The sequence below is a fragment of the Fodinibius saliphilus genome (assembly GCF_005869845.1).
GTDB classification, from domain to species: Bacteria; Bacteroidota; Rhodothermia; order Balneolales; family Balneolaceae; genus Fodinibius; species Fodinibius saliphilus.
The window spans coordinates 59,936-80,805 of sequence record NZ_VAWF01000005.1 but is presented as its reverse complement, the minus strand read 5'-3'; the positions used below and the strand labels follow the sequence as shown (position 1 = coordinate 80,805).

The 20,870-nt window shown below is 41.0% G+C and carries 15 protein-coding genes; 7 read left to right on the top strand and 8 right to left on the bottom strand.

Annotated elements, in window-relative coordinates:
- Positions 1 to 174: 174 nt before the first annotated feature.
- Positions 175 to 7,365: a lamin tail domain-containing protein gene (locus FCN14_RS15165; protein WP_138432152.1), complete on the bottom strand. Its 7,191-nt coding sequence runs from the start codon at positions 7,363 to 7,365 to the stop codon at positions 175 to 177.
- Between FCN14_RS15165 and FCN14_RS15160 the strand changes: the two genes are divergently transcribed.
- Both FCN14_RS15160 and FCN14_RS15155 read left to right on the top strand, forming a co-directional pair.
- Positions 7,364 to 7,549, top strand: a complete 186-nt coding sequence (locus tag FCN14_RS15160) for a hypothetical protein (protein ID WP_138432151.1) — start codon at positions 7,364 to 7,366, stop codon at positions 7,547 to 7,549. The two genes, FCN14_RS15165 and FCN14_RS15160, sit on opposite strands and share 2 nt — an antisense overlap.
- A 95-nt stretch (positions 7,550 to 7,644) precedes the next feature.
- A complete protein-coding gene (locus tag FCN14_RS15155; RefSeq protein WP_138432150.1) occupies positions 7,645 to 8,052 on the top strand; it encodes a hypothetical protein in 408 nt (135 codons plus the stop codon).
- A gap of 159 nt (positions 8,053 to 8,211) precedes the next feature.
- Here the strand turns inward: FCN14_RS15155 and asd are convergent, their stop codons facing one another.
- Positions 8,212 to 9,267 (bottom strand): aspartate-semialdehyde dehydrogenase, encoded by a 1,056-nt coding sequence (gene asd / locus FCN14_RS15150; RefSeq protein WP_212747666.1) that lies wholly within the window; start codon positions 9,265 to 9,267, stop codon positions 8,212 to 8,214.
- Positions 9,268 to 9,454: 187 nt separating this feature from the next.
- Here asd and FCN14_RS15145 point away from each other — a divergent pair, with 187 nt between their 5' ends.
- Positions 9,455 to 10,927: a glycine--tRNA ligase gene (locus FCN14_RS15145; protein WP_138432148.1), complete on the top strand. Its 1,473-nt coding sequence runs from the start codon at positions 9,455 to 9,457 to the stop codon at positions 10,925 to 10,927.
- 71 nt (positions 10,928 to 10,998) lie between these two features.
- Here FCN14_RS15145 and FCN14_RS15140 read toward each other — a convergent pair whose 3' ends face one another.
- The 4 genes from FCN14_RS15140 to FCN14_RS15125 form a co-directional block, all read right to left on the bottom strand.
- Positions 10,999 to 12,060, bottom strand: coding sequence for an alpha/beta hydrolase (locus FCN14_RS15140; RefSeq protein WP_138432147.1), 1,062 nt, complete (start codon positions 12,058 to 12,060; stop codon positions 10,999 to 11,001).
- Positions 12,061 to 12,064: 4 nt separating this feature from the next.
- The gene (locus FCN14_RS15135) at positions 12,065 to 12,718 is read right to left on the bottom strand and encodes an SdpI family protein (protein ID WP_138432146.1); all 654 of its coding nucleotides are present in this window, start codon (positions 12,716 to 12,718) and stop codon (positions 12,065 to 12,067) included.
- On the bottom strand, positions 12,715 to 12,984 hold the full coding sequence (locus FCN14_RS15130; RefSeq protein ID WP_138432145.1) for an autorepressor SdpR family transcription factor: 270 nt from the start codon (positions 12,982 to 12,984) through the stop codon (positions 12,715 to 12,717). Before FCN14_RS15130 ends, FCN14_RS15135 begins: the two co-directional genes overlap by 4 nt.
- Before the next feature lie 133 nt (positions 12,985 to 13,117).
- Entirely contained in the window at positions 13,118 to 13,690 is a 573-nt protein-coding gene (locus tag FCN14_RS15125; protein ID WP_246043189.1) for a superoxide dismutase family protein, read from the bottom strand.
- 187 nt (positions 13,691 to 13,877) lie between these two features.
- Between FCN14_RS15125 and FCN14_RS15120 the strand changes: the two genes are divergently transcribed.
- Positions 13,878 to 14,306: a VOC family protein gene (locus FCN14_RS15120; RefSeq protein WP_138432144.1), complete on the top strand. Its 429-nt coding sequence runs from the start codon at positions 13,878 to 13,880 to the stop codon at positions 14,304 to 14,306.
- A gap of 52 nt (positions 14,307 to 14,358) precedes the next feature.
- Here FCN14_RS15120 and abc-f read toward each other — a convergent pair whose 3' ends face one another.
- Entirely contained in the window at positions 14,359 to 16,311 is a 1,953-nt protein-coding gene (gene abc-f / locus FCN14_RS15115) for a ribosomal protection-like ABC-F family protein (RefSeq protein ID WP_138432143.1), read from the bottom strand.
- 126 nt (positions 16,312 to 16,437) lie between these two features.
- Between abc-f and FCN14_RS15110 the strand changes: the two genes are divergently transcribed.
- The gene (locus FCN14_RS15110; RefSeq protein ID WP_138432142.1) at positions 16,438 to 17,529 is read left to right on the top strand and encodes a CNNM domain-containing protein; all 1,092 of its coding nucleotides are present in this window, start codon (positions 16,438 to 16,440) and stop codon (positions 17,527 to 17,529) included.
- Here FCN14_RS15110 and FCN14_RS15105 read toward each other — a convergent pair.
- Positions 17,526 to 18,875, bottom strand: a complete 1,350-nt coding sequence (locus tag FCN14_RS15105) for an aspartate kinase (protein ID WP_138432141.1) — start codon at positions 18,873 to 18,875, stop codon at positions 17,526 to 17,528. The genes FCN14_RS15110 and FCN14_RS15105 overlap by 4 nt on opposite strands.
- A gap of 114 nt (positions 18,876 to 18,989) precedes the next feature.
- Here FCN14_RS15105 and FCN14_RS15100 point away from each other — a divergent pair, with 114 nt between their 5' ends.
- On the top strand, positions 18,990 to 19,559 hold the full coding sequence (locus FCN14_RS15100) for an RNA polymerase sigma-70 factor (protein WP_138432140.1): 570 nt from the start codon (positions 18,990 to 18,992) through the stop codon (positions 19,557 to 19,559).
- 219 nt (positions 19,560 to 19,778) lie between these two features.
- Positions 19,779 to 20,843, top strand: a complete 1,065-nt coding sequence (locus tag FCN14_RS15095) for a FecR family protein (RefSeq protein ID WP_138432139.1) — start codon at positions 19,779 to 19,781, stop codon at positions 20,841 to 20,843.
- Positions 20,844 to 20,870 lie beyond the last annotated feature (27 nt).

The window sequence follows — 20,870 nt, the reverse complement described above, 5'->3', positions numbered from 1 at the left end:
AATGGGAAAAGGTATTGAACACTAAGCTTATGAACAAGAAAGATCATCTTGTTTATAAGAGGAATTGATCTTTCTATATCGATCACTGCCCAAGTGTTTTTTATCTACATCAATGTAATAACTGAGCTTTTTAAAAGCTGAGATTTCTGAAAAAAGAATCAGTAAATATACTGTTTATTTAAGTGGACGGGCTAAAACTACTGTTTTTTTGTAGGCTTTGTCACTTCCGGATGTGCTGTCAAAGGCCTCAAAAACAACGATATAAATCCCTATACGGTTGCGACTCCCGTTATCTTTTCTTCCATCCCAAATAAGTTGTCCCTGGAGACCAGCTTGTTTGCCATCAGCCAGTTCTCTTACGAGCCTACCGTAGCGATCATAGATGTGGGCTTTTATCAGGTAATCTGGCTGGTCAAGCTTATAATTGATAAAGAGGTTGTCTTTGTTTCCGTTGTTATCGGGAGTAAATGGGTTGGGGGTAAAACTGATTCCCGTCTCAGTTAGAGCTTGCCCTTTTTCCTGATAAATAGAATTTTCAGTATTGGGTGTACCTCCTTTTTTATTAACACTAGAGCCCCAGTTTGAATCGTTATTACTCGGTCCCTGTGGTGAAATACGTTCCAGGGCAATGCCTTTTGTGTCAATAAGATTGGGGTTCTGCCAACTTTCATCGTAATGAACTGAGTCAATGGTGCTTCCTGTACTGTCAGCAATATAAATAGCATCATTTGATGAGGCTAAGCTGAGACTTGATCGGTCCATTCGCATTATTGATTGGGAGTGAGAGTTCTCCAGGTCAAAAAATGAAGCTACTCTACTTTTTTCAAATTGAGGTGTGTTATCAGCGTGGATAAGGACTTTTCCTTGTGAAGGCACCCATTTTGCTGTGCTTGTTACAGGCTGTATTTCACGAACTTTTCCGTTTTCATCTGGGGCATCGTGTAGCACCAGCCCTTCTAGTGAAATAGCATAATCTTGGGTATTACGAAGTTCAATATATTCGCTTTGATCCGGTTGGTTATCGTCATCTTTGGCAAGGGGATCAAACATAATTTCATTGATCACCAAGTCGGTATTTCCAGGACTCAAGGGGTGGGCCACGGCCAGTTCTGAGTTCGGAGTCATATTCCCTTTAATATCCGTGAGGTTTTGTATGGTAATAGAAGTACTTTCGGTAGTTTTCTTTTTTGATTCTGCTGAGGTTAGCACAATCACATTTGCTTGAGTGGAATCAAAGTAATGGATTTCTAAGGGGGTACTATCCACTCTAAAAGTGAGATCATCTGTTAGTTGAATAAACTCGTTAAACCGTACTTCAAAGTGATTTTTTGATAGTGTCTTTGAAAAGATGATTTCGGGAGGCATATCATCAGACTGGAAGCTTATATTTCGTTCTCCGGCTGAGCTGCCACTTTCGGTTGAACTTGCCTCCCAGTTGGAGGCATCATTGGAGGCTGCCAGTGGATCCTTTCTTTCAAGAGATGTCCCGTCTATTGGATTGGCCCAATGTTGTGAATACCGAAGGGAATCGATAGTTATACCATCATTCGTTCTGAGATATATTATGTCAGGTGTCGTATTGTTTAAGGACGGAAAGCCACTGATATAGTTTATTTTTTCGGATGTCACGGCAAAGTTTTGGTTTCCGGTTAGAACCATGTACTCATCACTTTTAATGGTTAGGCGAGAAGAGATAGAAGTTTCTCTACTTGCATCGCCCAGAAACCAGCCTTCTAAGTCAAAATTACTATCGGTCGTATTATAAAGTTCAATAAAGTCGGCTTTGCCGGTATTGCCCGGATCATATAAAATTTCATTTACAACGATATCTCCTGTTTGCGCATCATCAGTTTGCAGGTATTCAAATTGTTTCGTCAATGGAGAAAGAGTGTTATCAAATAGATCTTTAACAGCTGAAACAGTGACTGTATAGGTTGTTCCTGATATCATCTTACTGTTCAGGTAAAGGGTCACCGTATCATCTCTTGTTGCTACCAGTTGAATATCTTTGGCCGGGCTAATTTGGTAGTTACTCTTGGTAGCAGCAGATGATGAGTTGAGATGCTCCGAAAAGATAAGCTGGATCGTAGAAGCATCTTCTATTGAAAGTTTTTGAAGCACCGGGGCGGATTTATCTTTGGCGATAGTATTTGTGCGTCCAGGGCTACCGGGAGGAGTAGGCGCATCTCCCCAATTTTCATGATAAATTCCTATTACTGAGGTCGTTCGACGTTCCAGGGCAACCTTATCACCGCCCCATGCCGAAGTGTAGCGCAGGGAGTCTAAGGTGTTACCGTTATCATCCCGTAATATTATATCATCACCACTATTGTTCAAAGATGGAAAAGAATTTCCCATGGCAAGCAGTGCAATATCGGGATAGTTGTTGCGTAGGGTATTATCTGGAGCTATAACCGCAAAGCTATCGGGTGGAATAACAAAAGGGGCATCAGTAACAGTTTCCGGAGAGCCGGAGTTATCATTCAAGGTCCAGCCTTGAAGATCAAAAGAATGAGAAGAGGTATTTGTAATTTCGATATACTCAGTTTCTCCCGAGGCCGAGTTGTAGCTAAACTCATTGATAAAGATATCACTGGCGGTCACAGGCGAAAGTTCATAATAAGTAAAAGTGCTGTCTTCATTTGCTAAAGCGTTGCCAAAGATGTCTTCCAGACCAGTGATGGAGAGGGTATATTCTTGTGCATTTTGTAAAGCAGATTGCAAGCTAAGTTCCACCGCATCAGCACCAATAGCAGTTGCTGAGTTTATTACTACTCCAGATAGGGTGTAGGAATCTGTATCAGTGGCAGTAGCCGGCGTCAACCTTTCACTAAAGCTTATTTTAAGAGTTTTATTTGATAAAATTTCAAGCCCCTTAAATTTAGGAGCAGTGTTGTCTTGAGTAATGGTATTGGCTTGGCCGGTCGTACTGCTGGCAGTAGCCTCTGAGTATTCCCAATTTTCTTTATAATAAGCTGGAATCATAGACTTCCTCCGTTCCATTGAACCCTCAGAGAGGTTCCAAGAGTTATTATATTGCAGTGAATCCAATAGTAGCTGGTTGTCACCCCGTAGGATGATTTGATCATCACTGTTGTTTAGGGAGGGGAAGCCTGAACCCAAAGGGATGAGAGAAATATTTGGATTGTTGGCCAATAGCGTGTTATCAGGGGCAATAACTACAAAGCTATCGGGGGGAAGAACAAACTGGGATGTAGTGATTGTAGCGGGTGCCTTGCGGCTATCACTTATGGTCCAATTTTGGAGATTAAATGACTTTGATGTGGAATTATAAAGTTCAATAAATTCGGTATTGCCTGAATTTGGTAAGGCACTGAACTCGGTGATATGTACATCACCAGAGTCAACGGCAGATACCTCATAAAAGGTAAAGGTGGTGTCAATAGAATTAATGGCATTGTCAAAAATATCGGTAATGCCAGACGCAGACAGGGTATAGGTTGTTGCATTTTGCAAACTACTGTCAAGAGTTAAGAATACGCTATCGGGCGCAGTAAACTGAACAGCACTGACGGAAGGGGTGTTTGTAAGGTTGAAATTGCCCGTATTGGTAACAGTAGGTTGTTTGAGTTGCTCTGTAAACTGTAATACCAGTGTTCTACTGTCTTGAATTACGAAGTCTTGCAGTTGTGGAGCATCTGTATCAGGAGCAATGGTATTTGGGGTACCGGGTGTTCCTTTTTCATTGGAGGCATCTCCCCAATTTTCTTTATGAAACCCTGATACAGCAGTGGTTCGACGTTCCATAGGTATTTCATCGCCTCCCCATTCTGATTGATATCGCAGAGAATCTAAGAGCGTACCATCGGTTTTATGAATAACTATATCATCTCCGCTGTTATTAAGAGACGGGAAATCACCCATTACAACTAAATTGATATCCGGGAAGTCTTTCAGCAAAGTATTATCTGGAGCTATAACAGCAAAGCTGTCGGGCGGTATAACAAATGGTGAGTTGCTGATAGGACTTTTGTTTTCGCGACTATCACTCAGTGTCCAGTTTTGAAGGTCGAATGATTTTAAAGTAGGATTATAAAGTTCAATGAACTCTGTTGTTCCGGAAGCAGGTTCGTAGTTGAATTCATTGATATAAATATTTTCGGAATCTGCAGCTGATATCTCATAATAAGTAAATGTGGTATCGGTTGTAACAATGGTGTTTGCAAAAAAGTCGTTGATGTTCTCTATGGAGAGTGTATATTCCGCTGCATTTTGCAGTTGGCTTCTAAGCTGTAAGAATACACTGTCAGATGGGGCATAGTTTACACTTGAAATAGTGGGACCCCCATTTAATGAGTAATTCGACATATTTTCTACTGTGGTCATATTCAGCTGTTCTGAAAAGGTAAGTGCAATTTGTGAACCAGATTTGATGGTCAGTGATGTAAGGGTAGGAGGGGAAGTGTCAGGAGCAATTTCATTAGCTGAACCCGGACTCCCCTTGCCATTGGGTGCATCGCCCCAGTTTTCTGCATAGATAGCTGAAACAGATGTTGATCGTCTTTCCAGAGAAACTTCACTGCTACCCCACTCTGACTGATATTCTAGAGAATCTAAAAGCGTGCCATCATTTTTATGAATAACAATAGCATCGCCGCTGTTATTCAGGGAAGGGAAATTACCCATCACAACTAAATTGATACCTGGGAAGTCTTTCAGTATAGTATTATCGGGAGCTATAACAGCAAAGCTGTCGGGCGGTATAACAAATAGTGAGTTGCTGATAGAACTTTTGTTTCCGCGACTATCACTCAGTTTCCAGTTTTGGAGATCAAAAGATTTTGAGGTGGGGTTATAAAGTTCAATAAACTCCGTAGCACCGGTAGTTGGTTCATAATTAAACTCATTGACAAAAACCTCGCTGGAATCTGCAGCTGATATCTGGTAGTACGTTAAGGAGGTATCGGTAGAGGTAATAGGATTTGAAAATAAGTCATCAACGTTCTTAATAGTCAGCGTATATTCCACTGCATTTTGCAGTTGGCTCCCGAGCTGTAAGAATACACTGTCAGATGGGGCATAGTTCACGTTTGAAATAGTGGCTCCACCATTCAAAGAGTAGTTTGAAACATTTTCTGCGGTGGTCTTGTCCAGCTGTTCAGAAAACATAAGTGCAAGTTGGGATCTGGAATTTACAGTCAGTGATTCAAGGATTGGAGGTGTAGTGTCAGGATCAATTTCATTGGCTGTGCCGGGGGTTCCAAAACCGTTAGGAGCATTACCCCAGTTATTTTTATAGGCTCCGGCCACCGCTATTGACCGGCGTTCTAAGGCTACCTCATCGTTGCCCCAATCAGAATTATAGGTTAAAGAATCCAGCAAGGTGCCACTACTGTTACGAATCAATATCGTATCTCCCCCATTATTTAATGAAGGGAAACTGCTCATTACAACGAATGCTATATTCGGATAGCCGGCTTCGAGTGTATTATCGGGGGCAATTACAACAAAGCTATCGGGTGGAACAATAAATTGGCTGTCGGTTATTGATGCTTGATTATTATTGGCGTCACTGAGTGTCCAATCAGCCAAGTTCAATGATTTTGAGGAATGATTATATACTTCAATGTACTCAGAGCTGTTTGAAGGCGGAGCCGACATAAATTCATTGATAACAACATCGCCAGAGTCAGAGGGTGAGATCTCATAGTGTATGAAGGTAGTGTCGGCATTTATAACAGTATTATTGAATATATCCTCAACCCCGGAAATTGAAAAGACATATTCGGTATTGTTTTGCAGTGCCGAGGCGAGAGCTATTTCCACTTGGTTAGCACTTGTTTGAGTAGCTGAGCTGATATTAATGCCGGTAATATTATAATTCGATGGATCTGTTGCTGTTGAAGAATTCAGTCGCTCATCAAAGCTAACCTCTAGCTTTTGGTTAGTAGCAATATTCAGGCTGGTAAGATCGGGAGCAGTATTATCATTTTGAACCTCATTGGGGAGGCCCGGTGTACCGTCTTCAGAACTGGGAGAGTTGCTCCAGTTTTCTTGATAGGTACTTGCTGTTGAGGTAGATAACCGTTCTAGTGCTATATCTGTTCCACCCCAGTCAGAAGTGTACGTTAAGGAATCTGCTTGTGTGCCTGTATCGGTGACGAGTTGAATAGCATCGGTATTATTATTTAGAGCGGCCATTCCACTTAGTTCATAATAAGCACGCCCCGAAGGTAGTGCAGAGGTATCTCCGGAAATAACCAAGAAGCTGTCCGGTTCTAATACAACCGGGCTTGTAGTAAACGGATCGGTGCCGCCATCATCTCCAAGTTCCCAGTTAGCAAGGTTTAATATTTTACTGCTGGTATTTATGAGTTCCACATATTCTTCTTGTATTGTTGAAGGCGATCCGGGAGGGTCAAAGGTGAACTCATTTATTTTAACATCTCCATCTTCATAATTTCCATATAAAATAAATTTCTCGGTGGTGTTGGGAGCAATCGTATTACCGTCGGTATCATCAATGTCATTGACCGTAAGGGTGTAGCGACTGCTGACTAAGACGGTATTAAATGTGAGTCGCACTAGATCTGTAGAGGGGAGGGTTGTGCCATCCGGATTGTTGATACCGTTGTTAAGAGAGAAGTCAGAAGGGGAGACGGTGGCACCATCAATATCAAGATTAAATTGTAAGTCAATGGTTTGGTTGTCGATTATTGTAGCCCCGGTAATATCGAGTGGGGGATTTATTTTGGTAACCTTCACGTCATCATAAAAAAACTTGTCAGATCTGGTACTGGTATAATCCCCAAATAACCCAATATAGCTGCTACTGTTGTGGGTATTATCGGTTACAGTACCTTGGGAAGTATAGGACATCCCACCGTTGGTATCTACCAATAATTCCCAATTTCCATTTAAGTTTCGGGTCACCTTTACCCGAACAGTAACGGGATTTGTATCGATAATATCATTAGTGCCGTCAATAATTTTTGTAGTTGTACTTCCATCTTGGCGATATAGGCTTATTTCATCATCGGTATCCCCAATTTCAACAAAGTATCCATTGACATCTCCCATCATGCTTTGGGTATCAGAGATGATATAAAATCTTGATAAATTGCTACCTGAGGGGTTAAAGTCTAACTCAATGAGCGTTTCCCATGCTCCATAAGCGGCGGATGAAGAAGTAGAGATGACGGCTTCACTTGTTTCGGATGGAGCATCAAGTTGAAGCTGGTTTGATCCGTTGACGATATATTTCGATTCACTATCTGTCCAGCCGGGATTGGTAGTGTGATCGCCATCACTAAAATCATCGTCAATAGTGACGGTTTGTGAGAATGCGAGGGTTGGTACTAAAAGGACTGGCGCCAGGATAAGCGGTAATAATAGGTGTCTCATGGGAAGAAAAGAATTTAACTTGAAAGCAAGAATAATAGTGAAGGGAGTAAATGGCAAGAAAAGGAGAGGAAGTTATAAAATCTTAAAAAAAAGAGGTGAAACTGCTTTCAACAGTTTCACCCCGGAAGGACATTTGATATTGCTCTCTATTTCAACGGCTTTACGCTTTATCAGCGTTACATAAGTAAGACCATTGAAAAGGGGAATCCTTACATAATTTTTTAATTTTTTTTATATACTCCATTCTCGATTGTTATAAATCTTTTAATAAATCCAACAATGCCTTATTCAAGCAGCCGTTCGATACCTTTTGAAATACCTAATGTTACGCATGGATTACATTTGGCTAAAGGATTATTAAAAGTAAAGAAAGAGGGTATTGAATTAGAGTATGAGATTCAGGATGCTTTTTTCGGAATTACTACTACTGGTGTACAGACGGTTCTTTTATCCTATGAAAAAATACAAGAGATATCTTTTAAAAGAGGATGGTTTAGTGCCAAGATTATTATTGAGGCGAACAGTATGAAGGATGTAAAAGAGATTCCACAAGCAGAGCATGCTTCCGTTACTCTTAAAATAAAGCGCAAGCATCGGGATGAGGCAGAAAATATTATTTCAACAGCACGGGTAAAGCTATCTGAACAAAAGTTAGATAGATTGAATGAAGATAACGCTGATTATTGATGGGGAAGCTTCGCAAAAGCTGTTGAGCAGTAGCTTCAAAAGAGTATAGCCTTCAGTAATAAATCACCTTGAAAGTTTAAAGCTCACTATTAATAAAAAACCTCTCTCAGAGTACATTGCTCCAAGAGAGGATATATAAGATATAATGAACAATTTTTATTAGCTGATATAGCCTTTGGCCGCCAAGAGTTCAGCATTCAAAATAGCACCGCCTGCTGCACCGCGAATGGTGTTATGAGCCATCGTTACATAACCGATATCCATTACGGTACCCTCACGCAGTCGACCTACGGCCGTTTGCATACCTCCTTCACGTTCGGCATGAATACGGGGTTGTGGATAACGATTCTCTTCATACAACCGAATAGGAGTGGAAGGCGAAGAGGGAAGATCCAGTTCTGCAATGGGGTTATCCCAATCGGTGAAGGCCAATTTTACTTCTTCCAGAGAAGGACTGCCTTTCAGTTTTGCAGCTACCGAAAGCAAGTGTCCTTCAATGGTAGGTACGCGAACAGCTGTTGCCTGTATAGTGAAATGCTCAAAGGTAACACTATCTTCAGCCAAAGTACCCAGCAGTTTTGTTGATTCTGTTTCAACTTTGGGTTCCTCACCGCCAATATAGGGCACCACATTAGCAACAATATCCATACTGGGCACTCCGGGATAACCGGCTCCGGAAACGGATTGAATAGAAGTTACCACAAGTGAATCTATACCAAATGCATCGTGCAGTGGCTTAAGTGACATCGAAAGGGGGACGGATACGCAATTGGGATTGGTAACTATCCATCCGCTTCCATTATCCGTGAAGGACTGTTTCTTAATGAGGGCAGCATGGTCAGGGTTGACTTCTGGTACCAGCAGAGGCACCTGTTCATGCATGCGATAGTTCTTGGCATTGGAGATTACCGGGATACCTGTTTCGGCAAAGTTACGTTCTATTTCTTCGGCTACGGAAGAATCAAGGCCAGAAAATACGAAGTCAACTTCAGAAAACTGCTCGGTTCTGCACTCCTGAACGGTCATATTTGCTGCTTTAGCTGGCATCTCGGTTTTCTCAATCCAGTGAGCAGCGTGTTTATATTTCTTTCCGGCAGAGCGTTTAGATGCACCAAGGGTTTTGATGGTGAACCATGGATGATCTTCTAAGAGACGGATGAATTTTTGTCCTACAGCACCGGTGGCACCGAGAACGCCAACCTGGAAAGAATACATAAGCATTAAGTATTTTAAGAGATTAACTTTTAATTATTTTGATATGTATGAATGCCATTGTTAAATGTTTGGACTCATACAAAACGCACTTAAAATACGTATAAAAGGATAATTAATTAAAGCGGTATTTTTTGCTATCTTTGGTCATCTTTAAAATTCATTATTCACTAAAAATAACAGCAGGTACATGTCAGTTACTGAACTCGATAGTTTAGATACACTCGTTTCGTTGGCGAAAGCCCGCGGTATGATTTATCAATCATCAGAGATTTATGGGGGGCTCGGAGCCGTCTACGATTATGGTCCTTTGGGCGTAGAGCTCAAACGAAATATTCGTGATTTCTGGTGGAAAGAGATGACTCAACGCCACGATAATATCGTTGGGTTGGACTCTTCCATCTTTATGCATCCCAAAGTCTGGGAAGCCAGCGGTCACCTTGATGGTTTTAATGATCCGATGATTGATGATAAGCAATCGAATAAACGGTACCGGGCCGATATGCTTATTGAGAATGAGATTGCAAAGCTTCGCAGTAAGGGTAAGGTCGATAAAGCTGATGAACTGCAAGAACTATTAGATACGGCAGGTTCGCGGAATGGCGTCTGTGAGGACCTCTATGAAATTATCATGGATAATGAAATTCGTGCGCCTGAATCGGGTGCCTTTGACTGGACGGAAGTACGCCAATTTAATCTGATGTTTAAGACCCAGTTTGGGGCTACCTCTTCCGGTGATGAAGGAGATGATGCGGTGTACCTGCGTCCCGAGACCGCACAGGGAATTTTTGTAAACTTTAAGAATGTGATGGATACTGCACGCCAGAAGGTACCCTTTGGTATTGCTCAGGTTGGTAAAGCTTTCCGAAATGAGGTGGTAGCACGGCAGTTTGTATTTCGCATGCGGGAATTTGAACAGATGGAAATGCAGTATTTTGTAGAACCGGGTACGGACGGTGAAAGTTATGAAAACTGGTTAAATAAACGTCTGGACTGGCATAAAGCACTGGGTATTCGTGAGCACAAGCTGCGTACCCATCCGCATCCCGAAGATAAACTGGCACACTATGCCGAAGCTGCTGCCGATATTCAGTATGAATACCCTATTGGTTGGCAAGAGGTAGAAGGAGTTCATAATCGTACTGACTTTGATTTGAGTCAACATAAAGAGTTTTCGGGCAAGAAGCTTGAGTATTACGATCAGCAGCAACAAAAGCGTTATATCCCGTATGTTATCGAGACTTCTATCGGACTTGATCGTACGGTAATGATGGTACTCTGTGATGCCTACCGCGAAGAAGAAGTGGATGGTGACACACGAACTGTATTAAAGTTGAATCCACAGCTGGCTCCAACTAAGGTGGGTATATTTCCACTAATTAAAAAGGATAAATTGCAGGATCTGGCGCACAAGATAACAGACGATCTGCGTGAAAATTATAATGTTTTGTATGATGAATCCGGATCAATAGGTAAGCGCTATCGTCGGCAAGATGAAGCAGGAACACCTTTCTGTGTGACCGTCGATTTTGATGGGGTAGAGTCAGAAGGAGAAGATACGGTAACTATCCGATATCGTGATGATATGACACAGGATAGGGTGCCAGTAAGCCGCCTTAAAGAGGTGATTGATGACAAAATGAGTAGCTGGCAGCCGGAGTAATTAGGCTGATATTCAGTTTTAAATGAGGCTTTCTGGGTGCTAGCAGCCTGGGAAGCCTTTTTATTTGACGGTTATTTAATCCACTCTATTATTGTAGAAGTGAAGCCATCTACGAAGTGATGTTTAAGTTGACCGTATTCTTGTAGATCACCCGTTTTGGCTTTTTGGAATGGGTGATTTGCATTTGGAAACACTTCAATTTGGTAAGGTACTCCTGTTGATTCCATAGCCTCTTTCATGGGGGGCTTATTCATTTCTACCGTTACTTGAGTATCTTTACCACCGAAGAGTATGAGCACAGGAATATCGAGTTTTTTAAGGTCAATGACTGGATCATAATAGAGCAGGGATTGTAATTGAGGAGACCGGTAAACTTTTGTGAGCTGTCGGGCTTGCTTTTGAGCTATTTGAGATGCCCGGCTAGAATCTATTCCAACACTGCGTTGTATTGCAGCAAATTGGGTACGGTATCTTTTCTGGGCCTCGTCAATGTTTGTATCGTTTTTGGTTGCATCCATTAGTTGTTCGCGAGCATTAATCTCTTTTGCGGCAAGAACCGAATCAATAAAGGCACGGGAAAAGGCACGTTGTACTTGATGGCGCAAAATTTTTTGAAGAGGAATACCGGCAGAGGCCATTAAGATGAGTTTATTTACGGATCGGTTTTTAACGGCTACCTTTTCTCCGACAAGGCCTCCCTGACTGTGTCCCAGTAAAATAATTTCAGAAAAAGATGGAGTATCCTTTTTGTGAAAATACTTTATTATTGTCTCCACATCAGAGGCAAGTGTATCTAGCGTTGCATCCGAAAAACTACCAGTAGAAGCCCCAATGCCACGATCATCATACCGAAAAGTAGCAAGACCACCCGAGGTGAGAGAATCTGCCAAAAGGGCGAAAGGCTTAAAATTACTTATGGGGTTCATCGTTTCATCACGGTCTTGGGCTCCACTACCAGAAATCATAATAACTATTGCATTCGGGGAACTATTTTTTGGCCATGTAAGAGTTCCCCCAATTTTTGTAGAGTTATCTTTGATAATCAACTCTTTTTGGTTGAAACTTTCTGGATATTGGGCTACGGCTGTCCAGCTAAATAAGAGAGATATAATTATTAAGGTTACTTTTTTCATAGCTTTAGGGTTGTTTCTGATAGAGGTAAAATGAGTACACCGTAGGAATAAGTGCTAATAGCATAGCAACAACACCAAAAAGGGTGCTGTATGTTTTGAGATCAAGAAGCGGATAGAGTAAAAGAAGCAGAAGCCCACCTGCAACCCAAAGGTATGAACCCACCTTATGAGTTTTTCGCCAATTATCATCATCCTCTAGAGCCCAAGGTACTCGAATTCCTATAAAATAATTGGGTTTTATCGTTCGTAGATAATTACCCATGACTACAAAGAAAAGGGATAACCCAAGAAACAGACCACCTTGAGTTAGGATATTATAACCCATCGCATTACTCATAATAAAAATGTGGATACCCAATATTAATACTACTGTTAAAGTCCGTAATACCGGTATCGGTTTTTGGTCGATTGAAATACGCTGTTTGGGATCTATTTTGGGGAGATAAAGAAGAATTAGATATATGATAATGTTAAGTAGTGGAAGAAAGAATACCCCGAATATTTTGTTACTGTACTCATCAACTTCTCCTTCAAAGTTCCAGTGAGATGGAATGCGTTCCGGCAATAAATCCCAGATAAATGGAATAACTACAATGGGCAGGAACAATAGAAAGATATTGTACCACTCTTTTTTAATAGCATATATGAGCGATTTCATGATGAATCAGATTTATTTAGAATTTCCAGAAACCAATTGGCTACTTCTTCTACTACGGTGGTATTAATAGCATACCGAATAAACTGCCCGTCTCGTTCACTGCTAATCAGTTTTGCTTGTTTCAGGATGTCAAGGTGATGTGAAATACTGGGCTTGCTGATATCAAACTCATTAGCTATTTCACCGGCAGTCATATCCTTGTCCTGCAGCATCTGCAGGATTTTACGGCGCGTAGCATCGTTTAAAGCTTTAAATAGTGTATTCATTTAGATATTTAGATAACTATCTAAATAAGGAATATCAACTTATATTCCTTAAAAAGGCAGGTAGAGTAATAATAAAAAAGCTTGTCAGGTCATAACACCTGACAAGCCCATACTAAATGACTAGCTTTTTTGGTTACATACTGGTATTAGCAATACCGATAACTCCGCACCCTACACGGGGACCAGCAGCGCCCGAAGGTTGTGATTCAAGGTCGTCGGCTCCACCATGCAGTACCACGCCGCGTCCAATAATACTATCAGCCCCATTGAGTTCGATAGTAGAATCAACATAATTTATAGTGGCATTACCGTCGGCATCTGCCTCAATATTGCCCATGTCTCCGACGTGACGACTTTCAGCATCAGGACCGGCATGTTTATTATCTGCGGGATTGTAATGGCCTCCGGCAGAAGTGCCGTCATTAGCCCGGCAATCACCATATTGATGAATGTGAAAACCGTGCATTCCTTCACTTAGTCCACTTAGCTCTGCCTGTACACGAACGCCATTCTCTTCTTGTGTAAATGTCACAGTTCCTGATACTTCATTGTCTGAAGTGGCATGAACAACAGCTACCGCTTCTGTGTAGCTGGTAGCAGATTCTGTATTCTCTTTTATCTCTATTTCTTTAGTTTCTTGTTGGGCACAGCCCATGGCTATGATAGTTAATACAAACGCTACGAAAATACTCTTTAATAATTTCATAAGTACTTTTAGGTTTTATTTTAATTTCAATCCTGTCTTTTAACAATGGTTAAGTTGTAGACATTCAGCCAGAGTTAAAAATAAATGTCTGTAAAAAATGGTATATATTAATTGATGAATCGCATCAATGGCAGATGATTTATATTTTCCTTCTCATTTTAATAAAAAAAATAAAAGTTTATTACTGATGGCTGATCAACCGAAACCACTATTTCATTTAGCTTTTCCGGTTTCTAACTTAGAGGACACGCTTACTTTTTACCGGGATGTTTTGGGATGTGAAACTGGGAGAAGTTCTGATAAATGGATCGATTTTGATTTTTGGGGACATCAAGTTGTGGCGCACTTAAGCCCTGAAGAAGCCGGAAGATCAAGCACAAACGAGGTAGATGGGCATGAGGTACCGGCAAAACATTTTGGATTAATTCTTGAATGGGAGCAGTGGGAACAGCTGGCCGAACGTCTACAGGAGAAAAAGGTCGAGTTCGTTATTGAGCCCTATGTTCGTTTTGAAGGGGAGCCCGGTGAACAGGCTACAATGTTTTTCAAAGATCCCAGCGGTAATGCTCTCGAATTCAAAGCCTTTCGTAATAAAGAGCAGATATTCGCTACATAGGTTCTAGTTATTGGTTAATGGTTATTAGGATGATCCAATTAACTAATAACCATTAACTAAAATCTTCTTCAATTTCACTCATTTTCATAGCCAACTCCTCCCACTCTGCATAGATCTCAACAAGCTCTCCTTTCAATTTTTCATACTCCATCGAGATCTCTTTTACCCGTTCTTCGTCATCATAAAAGTCGGACTGAGCCATGAGGTCCTCAATTTCTTGTTTTCGCTCTTCTTTCAGCTCAATTTCTTGTTCCAGCGGATCTAACTTCTTTTTTAGAGGTTTTAATTTTTTATTCTTCCTCTGACGTTTTTGAGCAGCAATACGTCGCTCTTCTTTACGGGAAAGTCCATTGTTGTTATTGTTAGAAGATTTAGAGTCAGTTTCCTCGTTGTTTTCCCGTTCTTCAACCTTTTCTAGATAATAAGAGACATTACCCACATAAGTATTAGTAGTATCAGGACGAACTTCCAGTGTTTTGTCAACAATAGGATCAAGGAAGTCTCGGTCGTGTGATACAATCATAAAGGCCCCTTCATATTGCTGAAGTGCCTGCTGTAAAATATTTTTCGATTGCATATCAAGGTGATTGGTAGGCTCATCAAAGATTAGAAAATTTGCTGGCATTAATAGCATACGGGCCAGGGCCAGCCTGCTTTTTTCACCTCCTGACAGTACGGATACCTTTTTAAATACATCTTCGCCCTGGAATAGGAAACATCCCAAAAGGGTACGGAGTCTGGTTTCGGTAGCCTTGGGGGCGGCATCGCGCATAATTTCAAACACTGTTTTATCAAGATCCAGCTCATCGGCCTGGTGCTGGGCAAAATAGGAGGTAGTTACGTTATGGCCCGGTTCCCGCTGGCCGCCGTCGATATCTTCCATACTGGCGATAATACGGATAAGCGTAGATTTACCGGCTCCATTGGGTCCAACGACTGCTATTTTATCTCCTCGGTCAATAGTATAGGAGAGGTTTTCAAAAACAACATTATTATCATATTGTTTGCGCACATTCTTAAGTTCCATAACTACGGCACCACTGCGTTCTGGCGGTGGGAACTCAAAAAAGATCTCCTCTTCTCGTTCATCGAGTTCGATGATGTCCATTTTTTCCAGTTGTTTGATACGACTCTGAACCTGGGCCGCTTTACTGGCATTATACCGGAACTTGTCTATAAACTCCTGTATCTCTTTAATTTCTTTCTGCTGGTTTTCATATGCTTTCCGGAGGTGCTCTTTATAATCAGCATGTTTCTCTTGATAATAATTGAAATTGCCGGCATAGTCGAAAAGATCACCATTCTCAAGGGCGAGTGTTCTACTTGTGATTTTATTCAGAAAAGCTTTGTCGTGCGATACGATAATAACGGCACCATCATAACTGCTTAGGAACTGTTCAATCCAGCGTAGGGATTCGATATCCAAATGGTTAGTGGGTTCATCAAGCAGTAGATACATCGGTCGTTTAAGTAGCAGCTTACCGAGGGCAATTCGCATCAGCCAGCCACCGCTAAACTCTGTCGTAGAGCGATTGAAGTCTTCCGGGGTAAAACCAAGTCCCATTAATATCTTCTCAATATTTGATTCCAGGGAGTAGGCACCCGATTGCTCGATTTTACTTTGCAGACGTCCTACCCGTTCCATTGCTTTTTTATATTGGGGTGTTCCTTCTTCAAGAACAGCAAGTTTTTCGCGGGCACGCTGTACCTCTTTTTCTAATTTTTGGATTCCTTTGAAAGCACTTTCCATCTCTTCGTACACAGAGAGGTCCGGGTCCGGGTCCACACCATCCTGGGGAAGGTATCCTACCGTGGCGGCCTTAGACATATTAATAGTTCCGGCATCTTGATTAATTTCACCGGCTATAATTTTAAGTAAAGTAGATTTACCTGCACCATTGGGGCCTACCAGTCCTACCCGTTCTCCGGGATTAATGATTGTGCTGATTCCGTCGAGCAGGGTATCATCACCGAACGTAAGCGATATATTTTCTAGTTGAAGCAATAAAATGGGTTTTTTAAAATTGGCATTTAATATAACCATCACAGAGGTAGAGCTAAACGATTTTTTGAGAAAAAGTTATTGGTATTGCTTTTTTCAAATAACCTGCATTTCTACTATTTTTCGCCTATGTATTTACTGATTTTTTATTTGTCACTTGCTATCGGGGTTTCATTTCTGTGTTCTTTATTAGAAGCGACACTCCTTTCGGTAAGTCATTCCTATATTGCTATAATGGAGCGAAAGGGTGTGCGAACAGGTAAATTGCTGCGTCGCTATAAAGAGGATATCGATCGCCCGCTTTCTGCTATACTTAGTCTTAACACTATAGCCCATACCGTAGGTGCTGCAGGAGTTGGGGCTCAGGCACAAATTGTTTTTGGGGATTCCTATGTAGCGATATCTTCGGCGGTGCTTACATTTCTGATATTGGTACTTTCCGAAATCATCCCTAAAACTATTGGGGCAACCTACTGGAGAAATTTAGCCCCCTTTGCAGCGCGCACGCTTCGCATTCTTATGGTTTCTCTATATCCGTTAGTTGTTATGTCTCAGGCCATTACCCGTTGGCTTTCCGATGATAATAACCTGCCCAGTTTTAGTAGAGAAGAATTTGGTGCACTGGCAGACCTTGGGGTTGAAGAAGGCGTTTTTGAAGAGGAAGAATCCCGTATTTTTAAAAATTTAATTCGTTTTAATTCATTACGGGTTAAAGATATAATGACACCTCGCACCGTAGTTGTAGGATTTGAAGAAGATCTTGAAATTGGAGATGTGAGCGATAATGTAGAACAGTTGCATTTTTCACGTCTGCCGGTGTATGGAAAAGAGCGGGATGAAATTACGGGTTATGTTCTTAAGAATGATCTACTTCTGATGATGGCTCGCGGTGAGACTGATCAGAAATTAAAAGAGTTGAAGCGTGATATTTTAATTGTACCCGAGATGATGCCTCTGCAGGATTTCTTTGAGCGCTTGATGAAAAAGCAAGAGCACATTGCTATTGTTGTAGATGAGTATGGGGGGTTCGCCGGAGTTGTTACAATGGAAGATCTCGTTGAGACCTTACTGGGTATGGAAATTATAGATGAGGTCGATAATATTGAAGATATGCAGAAGATGGCGCGCAAAAAATGGATGGAACGTGCTAAAAGATTAGGCATCGTACCGGAAGAGAAAGAGGAGCCGACGTCAATCGACTCCTCATCCAAAACTAGTTAAAACAGCTGCTGGTGTATCTCTTTTATAGATGGGATGACATATTCCTTCGGCACTACAATATTTAAATTACCTTTAGGCTGACTAAAAGAGATCATATTTACAGGGGTATCTTTCAGGTATAGCAGTATATCATTAACCAACAATTGTGCTTTTTTTGTAGCACAACCTACCAAGCTAATAATGCCTTGGCTGGAATCTAATTCAACGGACCCGTAGGATTGTAACTGTTCTATCGCATCATCAATGCGATTTCCATTTTCGATAGCAATAGAGACCGAAGCTTCCGTAGTAGTAACTGCATCAACAGGGAGATGGTGCCAGCGCAGGATATCGAAAACATTGGCCAAGAACTCATACCCCATCACCGTATTTGATGATGTTACTGTGATAACTACACAGTCTTTTTTAAAGGTCATTGCTTTTACCCCTTCCGTTTCCTGTATCTCATGGGAGATACAAGTTCCGGGTTCATTAGGGGCAAATATATTTTTAACAGAAATGGGAATTTGTTTTTGAGATGCCGGTTTGGTAGTAGAGGGGTGTAATACCTTTGCCCCAAAATACGCAAGTTCTGTAGCTTCTTGGAAACTAAGGTGAGAAATAGGTTTAGCATCGTCAATAACACGAGGATCACAGGTATAGATACCGCTGACGTCGGTCCATATTTCAATTACTTCTGCATTAAGAGTAGCGCCAATTAAGCTGGCAGTATAATCCGAACCTTCGAAGCCGAGAGTTGTAGTGGTGTTGTTTGCATCGTGCCCGTAAAACCCGCCCATTACAGGAATCCGATTGGAATGTACAAGCTCTTGAAGTTCAGGAGCTTTTTGCTTTAGATAATCAGTGTCTGGGTTGGCCTGTCCGAAATCAGAGTCTGTACGAATGATATCTGCTGCATCTACCCATTGCATTGGTATCCCAAAAAGAGAACCGCACTGCACAAAAAGATAAGAGGATAGCTGTTCACCGATCGAGAGAATAGCGTCTTTTGTTTTAGGCGTTAACTCTTTGGCTTCCTGGATATTAATAAGGGCTTGTTTAAGCTCTCTAATCTGTTCATCAATCCACTGACCGCAAATGTTTTGACACTGATCTCCTTTTTTAGGGTAATCATCTGTAAATTTAGAGATTATTTTTTGGTGTCGTTGTTGAATACTTTTTGCTTTTGTTTGTGCTTCAGAAAGGCTTTCAATAGCCTTATTTGCGGCTGATAATAGTTCGCGAGTTGTTCGAGCAGTAGCTGATACCACAATAAAAGGAGCTTGGTATCGGTCAATAATATTTAGTACTCGTTGCCAGGTATTGGCATCACCCATGGACGTACCGCCAAATTTGAGGATCTTCATTCGAAATTAGGGTTATTTATTTTTAATAATTATTTAATAGGTTTTCTTGCTGATAATTGAGGAAGGCAAATTTATAAAAACGGTTGGTGGGTTTTTAGTTTTTTAGCAAAGTATATGGACATTATTGAAGAAAAAAAGAATAAGTCTGAAAAACACCTGGTGGAAAAAGTCCGCGAGGGCAATCCACAGGCTTTTGAGCAGCTATTTTTTGAATACTTTTTTGATCTTTGCTCCTATGCGTTACAGTTCACAAAGTCCAGTGAACGAGCAAAGGATGTAGTTCAAGAGGTATTTTATAAGCTATGGAAAAGACGGCGGGATTGGAATGTTCATACTTCACTTAAAGCGTATTTGTTTCGGGCTGTACGTAACGAAGCCCTAAACTTTATCGATAAAAGAGATCATCAGGAGAAGCTAAAAAAGCAATTGTCGTTGCAAGAAGAAAAAGTAGCCCCCAGCCAGTCATCCCAGAAAAGTCAAAGTGATGAACAGTTGGTAAAGGTAATTTGGAGTATCGTAAAAGAGATGCCACAACGACGTCAGTCGGTATTTGTACTACATCGTAAACACGGGCTAAGTTATAAAGAGATTGCGGAAGTGCTGGATATTAGTAGAAAAACAGTTGAAAACCATATGGGGTTGGCCCTGGATGACATTCGAACCAGTATCGATCTTGAACTGTAAAAAAACCGTATCCATTTTCCCCGCTTCGAAGGAGGAAGGGTAGTTGCCAAACATTACCATTGTTCCCACTTGGTTATTGTCGCTATCTTAATTTCCAATTCTAGCAATTTCCAAAAAAATTCTAAAAAACATTTCTCTTAAATTTTTTTTGGGGGTAGCCGTATTTGCAACTGTCATATAAGTGAAGATCGATCTTAAAATAGAAAGAGAAATACGTATATGAAGTTTGATGACATTGATAACCGTTTTTTAGCTCGGTATATGGCTGGTGATTGTACCCCAGATGAAGAACACAAAGTAAAAAACTGGATAAGTGCTGATGTGAAAAATAAGGAAAAGGTTGAACAGTTTAAGCGTATTTGGGATAGTTCAGAGAAAGATCAAAGCGCCGTGTACGGCATGTTTGGTACAGATGAACAATGGAAAAAATTGCAGAAACGGCTGAAAAAGGAAGGGGAATTGCCTAGTAATAAACAACACTCTTATGCTAAAAAATATCGTTCTTCTTCTATCCATTCGATGACACAAAAAGTTGTTCGCATAGCAGCAATATTTTTACTTGCAGCCTTAATAGGGGTATTCGCATATCAAAATTGGTATAGCCCGGAACCTAAAGTTACCGAAACCGTTCTTCGTGAAGTGAGTACCGCTAATGCTCAGCGGGTTAACCTGACACTGGGAGATGGGACAAAAGTGATGTTAAATGCAGGTAGTTCTATGAGATTTCCTGAAAAGTTTGAAACTGATATTCGGGAAGTTTATTTGAAAGGTGAAGCCTATTTCAAGGTTAAAAGTAATTCCGAACGACCTTTTATAATTCATTCGCGCGGGACAAAAATCCGGGTATTAGGAACTGCTTTTACTGTTCGATCATATGAAGAGGACAAAAATGTTCGGGTTGTGGTTGAAGAAGGACGTGTTTCCTTCACGAAAACAGATTCTATGGATACTGCTAAAAGATTACTGACGGCCCAGGAAATGGGTGCTTATGAGCTAGGTAGTGATAGGATAAGAATGACTAAAGTTGAGGATATGCAATTATACCTCAGCTGGAAAAAGGGATACTTAAAGTTTAATGAAGAACCAATGGCGCATGTTGCTAAATCACTCGAAAGGCGATATGGGATTGAAGTTTCTTTTGAGAACTCTGAGATAAAAAATAAAGAACTAACAGCCTACTTAAAAAGCCGCTCAATTAAGAATGTACTTAATGTAATTGCGATGTCATTGGATATAGAATACGAGCTTGCAGAAAATCGCGTCACTTTTTTAAGGACTAAATAAAGATATAAGCTAAAATGAGCTCGCCAT

Excerpts from the sequence above, each read along its gene's own strand:
- FCN14_RS15165 (WP_138432152.1), bottom strand. The coding sequence starts at position 7,365 with ATGAGACACCTATTATTACCGCTTATCCTGGCGCCAGTCCTTTTAGTA.
- FCN14_RS15160 (WP_138432151.1), top strand. The coding sequence starts at position 7,364 with ATGGGAAGAAAAGAATTTAACTTGAAAGCAAGAATAATAGTGAAGGGA.
- FCN14_RS15105 (WP_138432141.1), bottom strand. The coding sequence starts at position 18,875 with ATGAAGATCCTCAAATTTGGCGGTACGTCCATGGGTGATGCCAATACC.
- FCN14_RS15125 (WP_246043189.1), bottom strand. The coding sequence starts at position 13,690 with ATGAAATTATTAAAGAGTATTTTCGTAGCGTTTGTATTAACTATCATA.
- FCN14_RS15140 (WP_138432147.1), bottom strand. The coding sequence starts at position 12,060 with ATGAAAAAAGTAACCTTAATAATTATATCTCTCTTATTTAGCTGGACA.
- FCN14_RS15130 (WP_138432145.1), bottom strand. The coding sequence starts at position 12,984 with ATGAATACACTATTTAAAGCTTTAAACGATGCTACGCGCCGTAAAATC.
- FCN14_RS15100 (WP_138432140.1), top strand. The coding sequence starts at position 18,990 with ATGGACATTATTGAAGAAAAAAAGAATAAGTCTGAAAAACACCTGGTG.
- FCN14_RS15110 (WP_138432142.1), top strand. The coding sequence starts at position 16,438 with ATGTATTTACTGATTTTTTATTTGTCACTTGCTATCGGGGTTTCATTT.
- FCN14_RS15120 (WP_138432144.1), top strand. The coding sequence starts at position 13,878 with ATGGCTGATCAACCGAAACCACTATTTCATTTAGCTTTTCCGGTTTCT.
- FCN14_RS15145 (WP_138432148.1), top strand. The coding sequence starts at position 9,455 with ATGTCAGTTACTGAACTCGATAGTTTAGATACACTCGTTTCGTTGGCG.
- FCN14_RS15155 (WP_138432150.1), top strand. The coding sequence starts at position 7,645 with ATGCCTTATTCAAGCAGCCGTTCGATACCTTTTGAAATACCTAATGTT.
- FCN14_RS15095 (WP_138432139.1), top strand. The coding sequence starts at position 19,779 with ATGAAGTTTGATGACATTGATAACCGTTTTTTAGCTCGGTATATGGCT.
- FCN14_RS15135 (WP_138432146.1), bottom strand. The coding sequence starts at position 12,718 with ATGAAATCGCTCATATATGCTATTAAAAAAGAGTGGTACAATATCTTT.
- asd (WP_212747666.1), bottom strand. The coding sequence starts at position 9,267 with ATGTATTCTTTCCAGGTTGGCGTTCTCGGTGCCACCGGTGCTGTAGGA.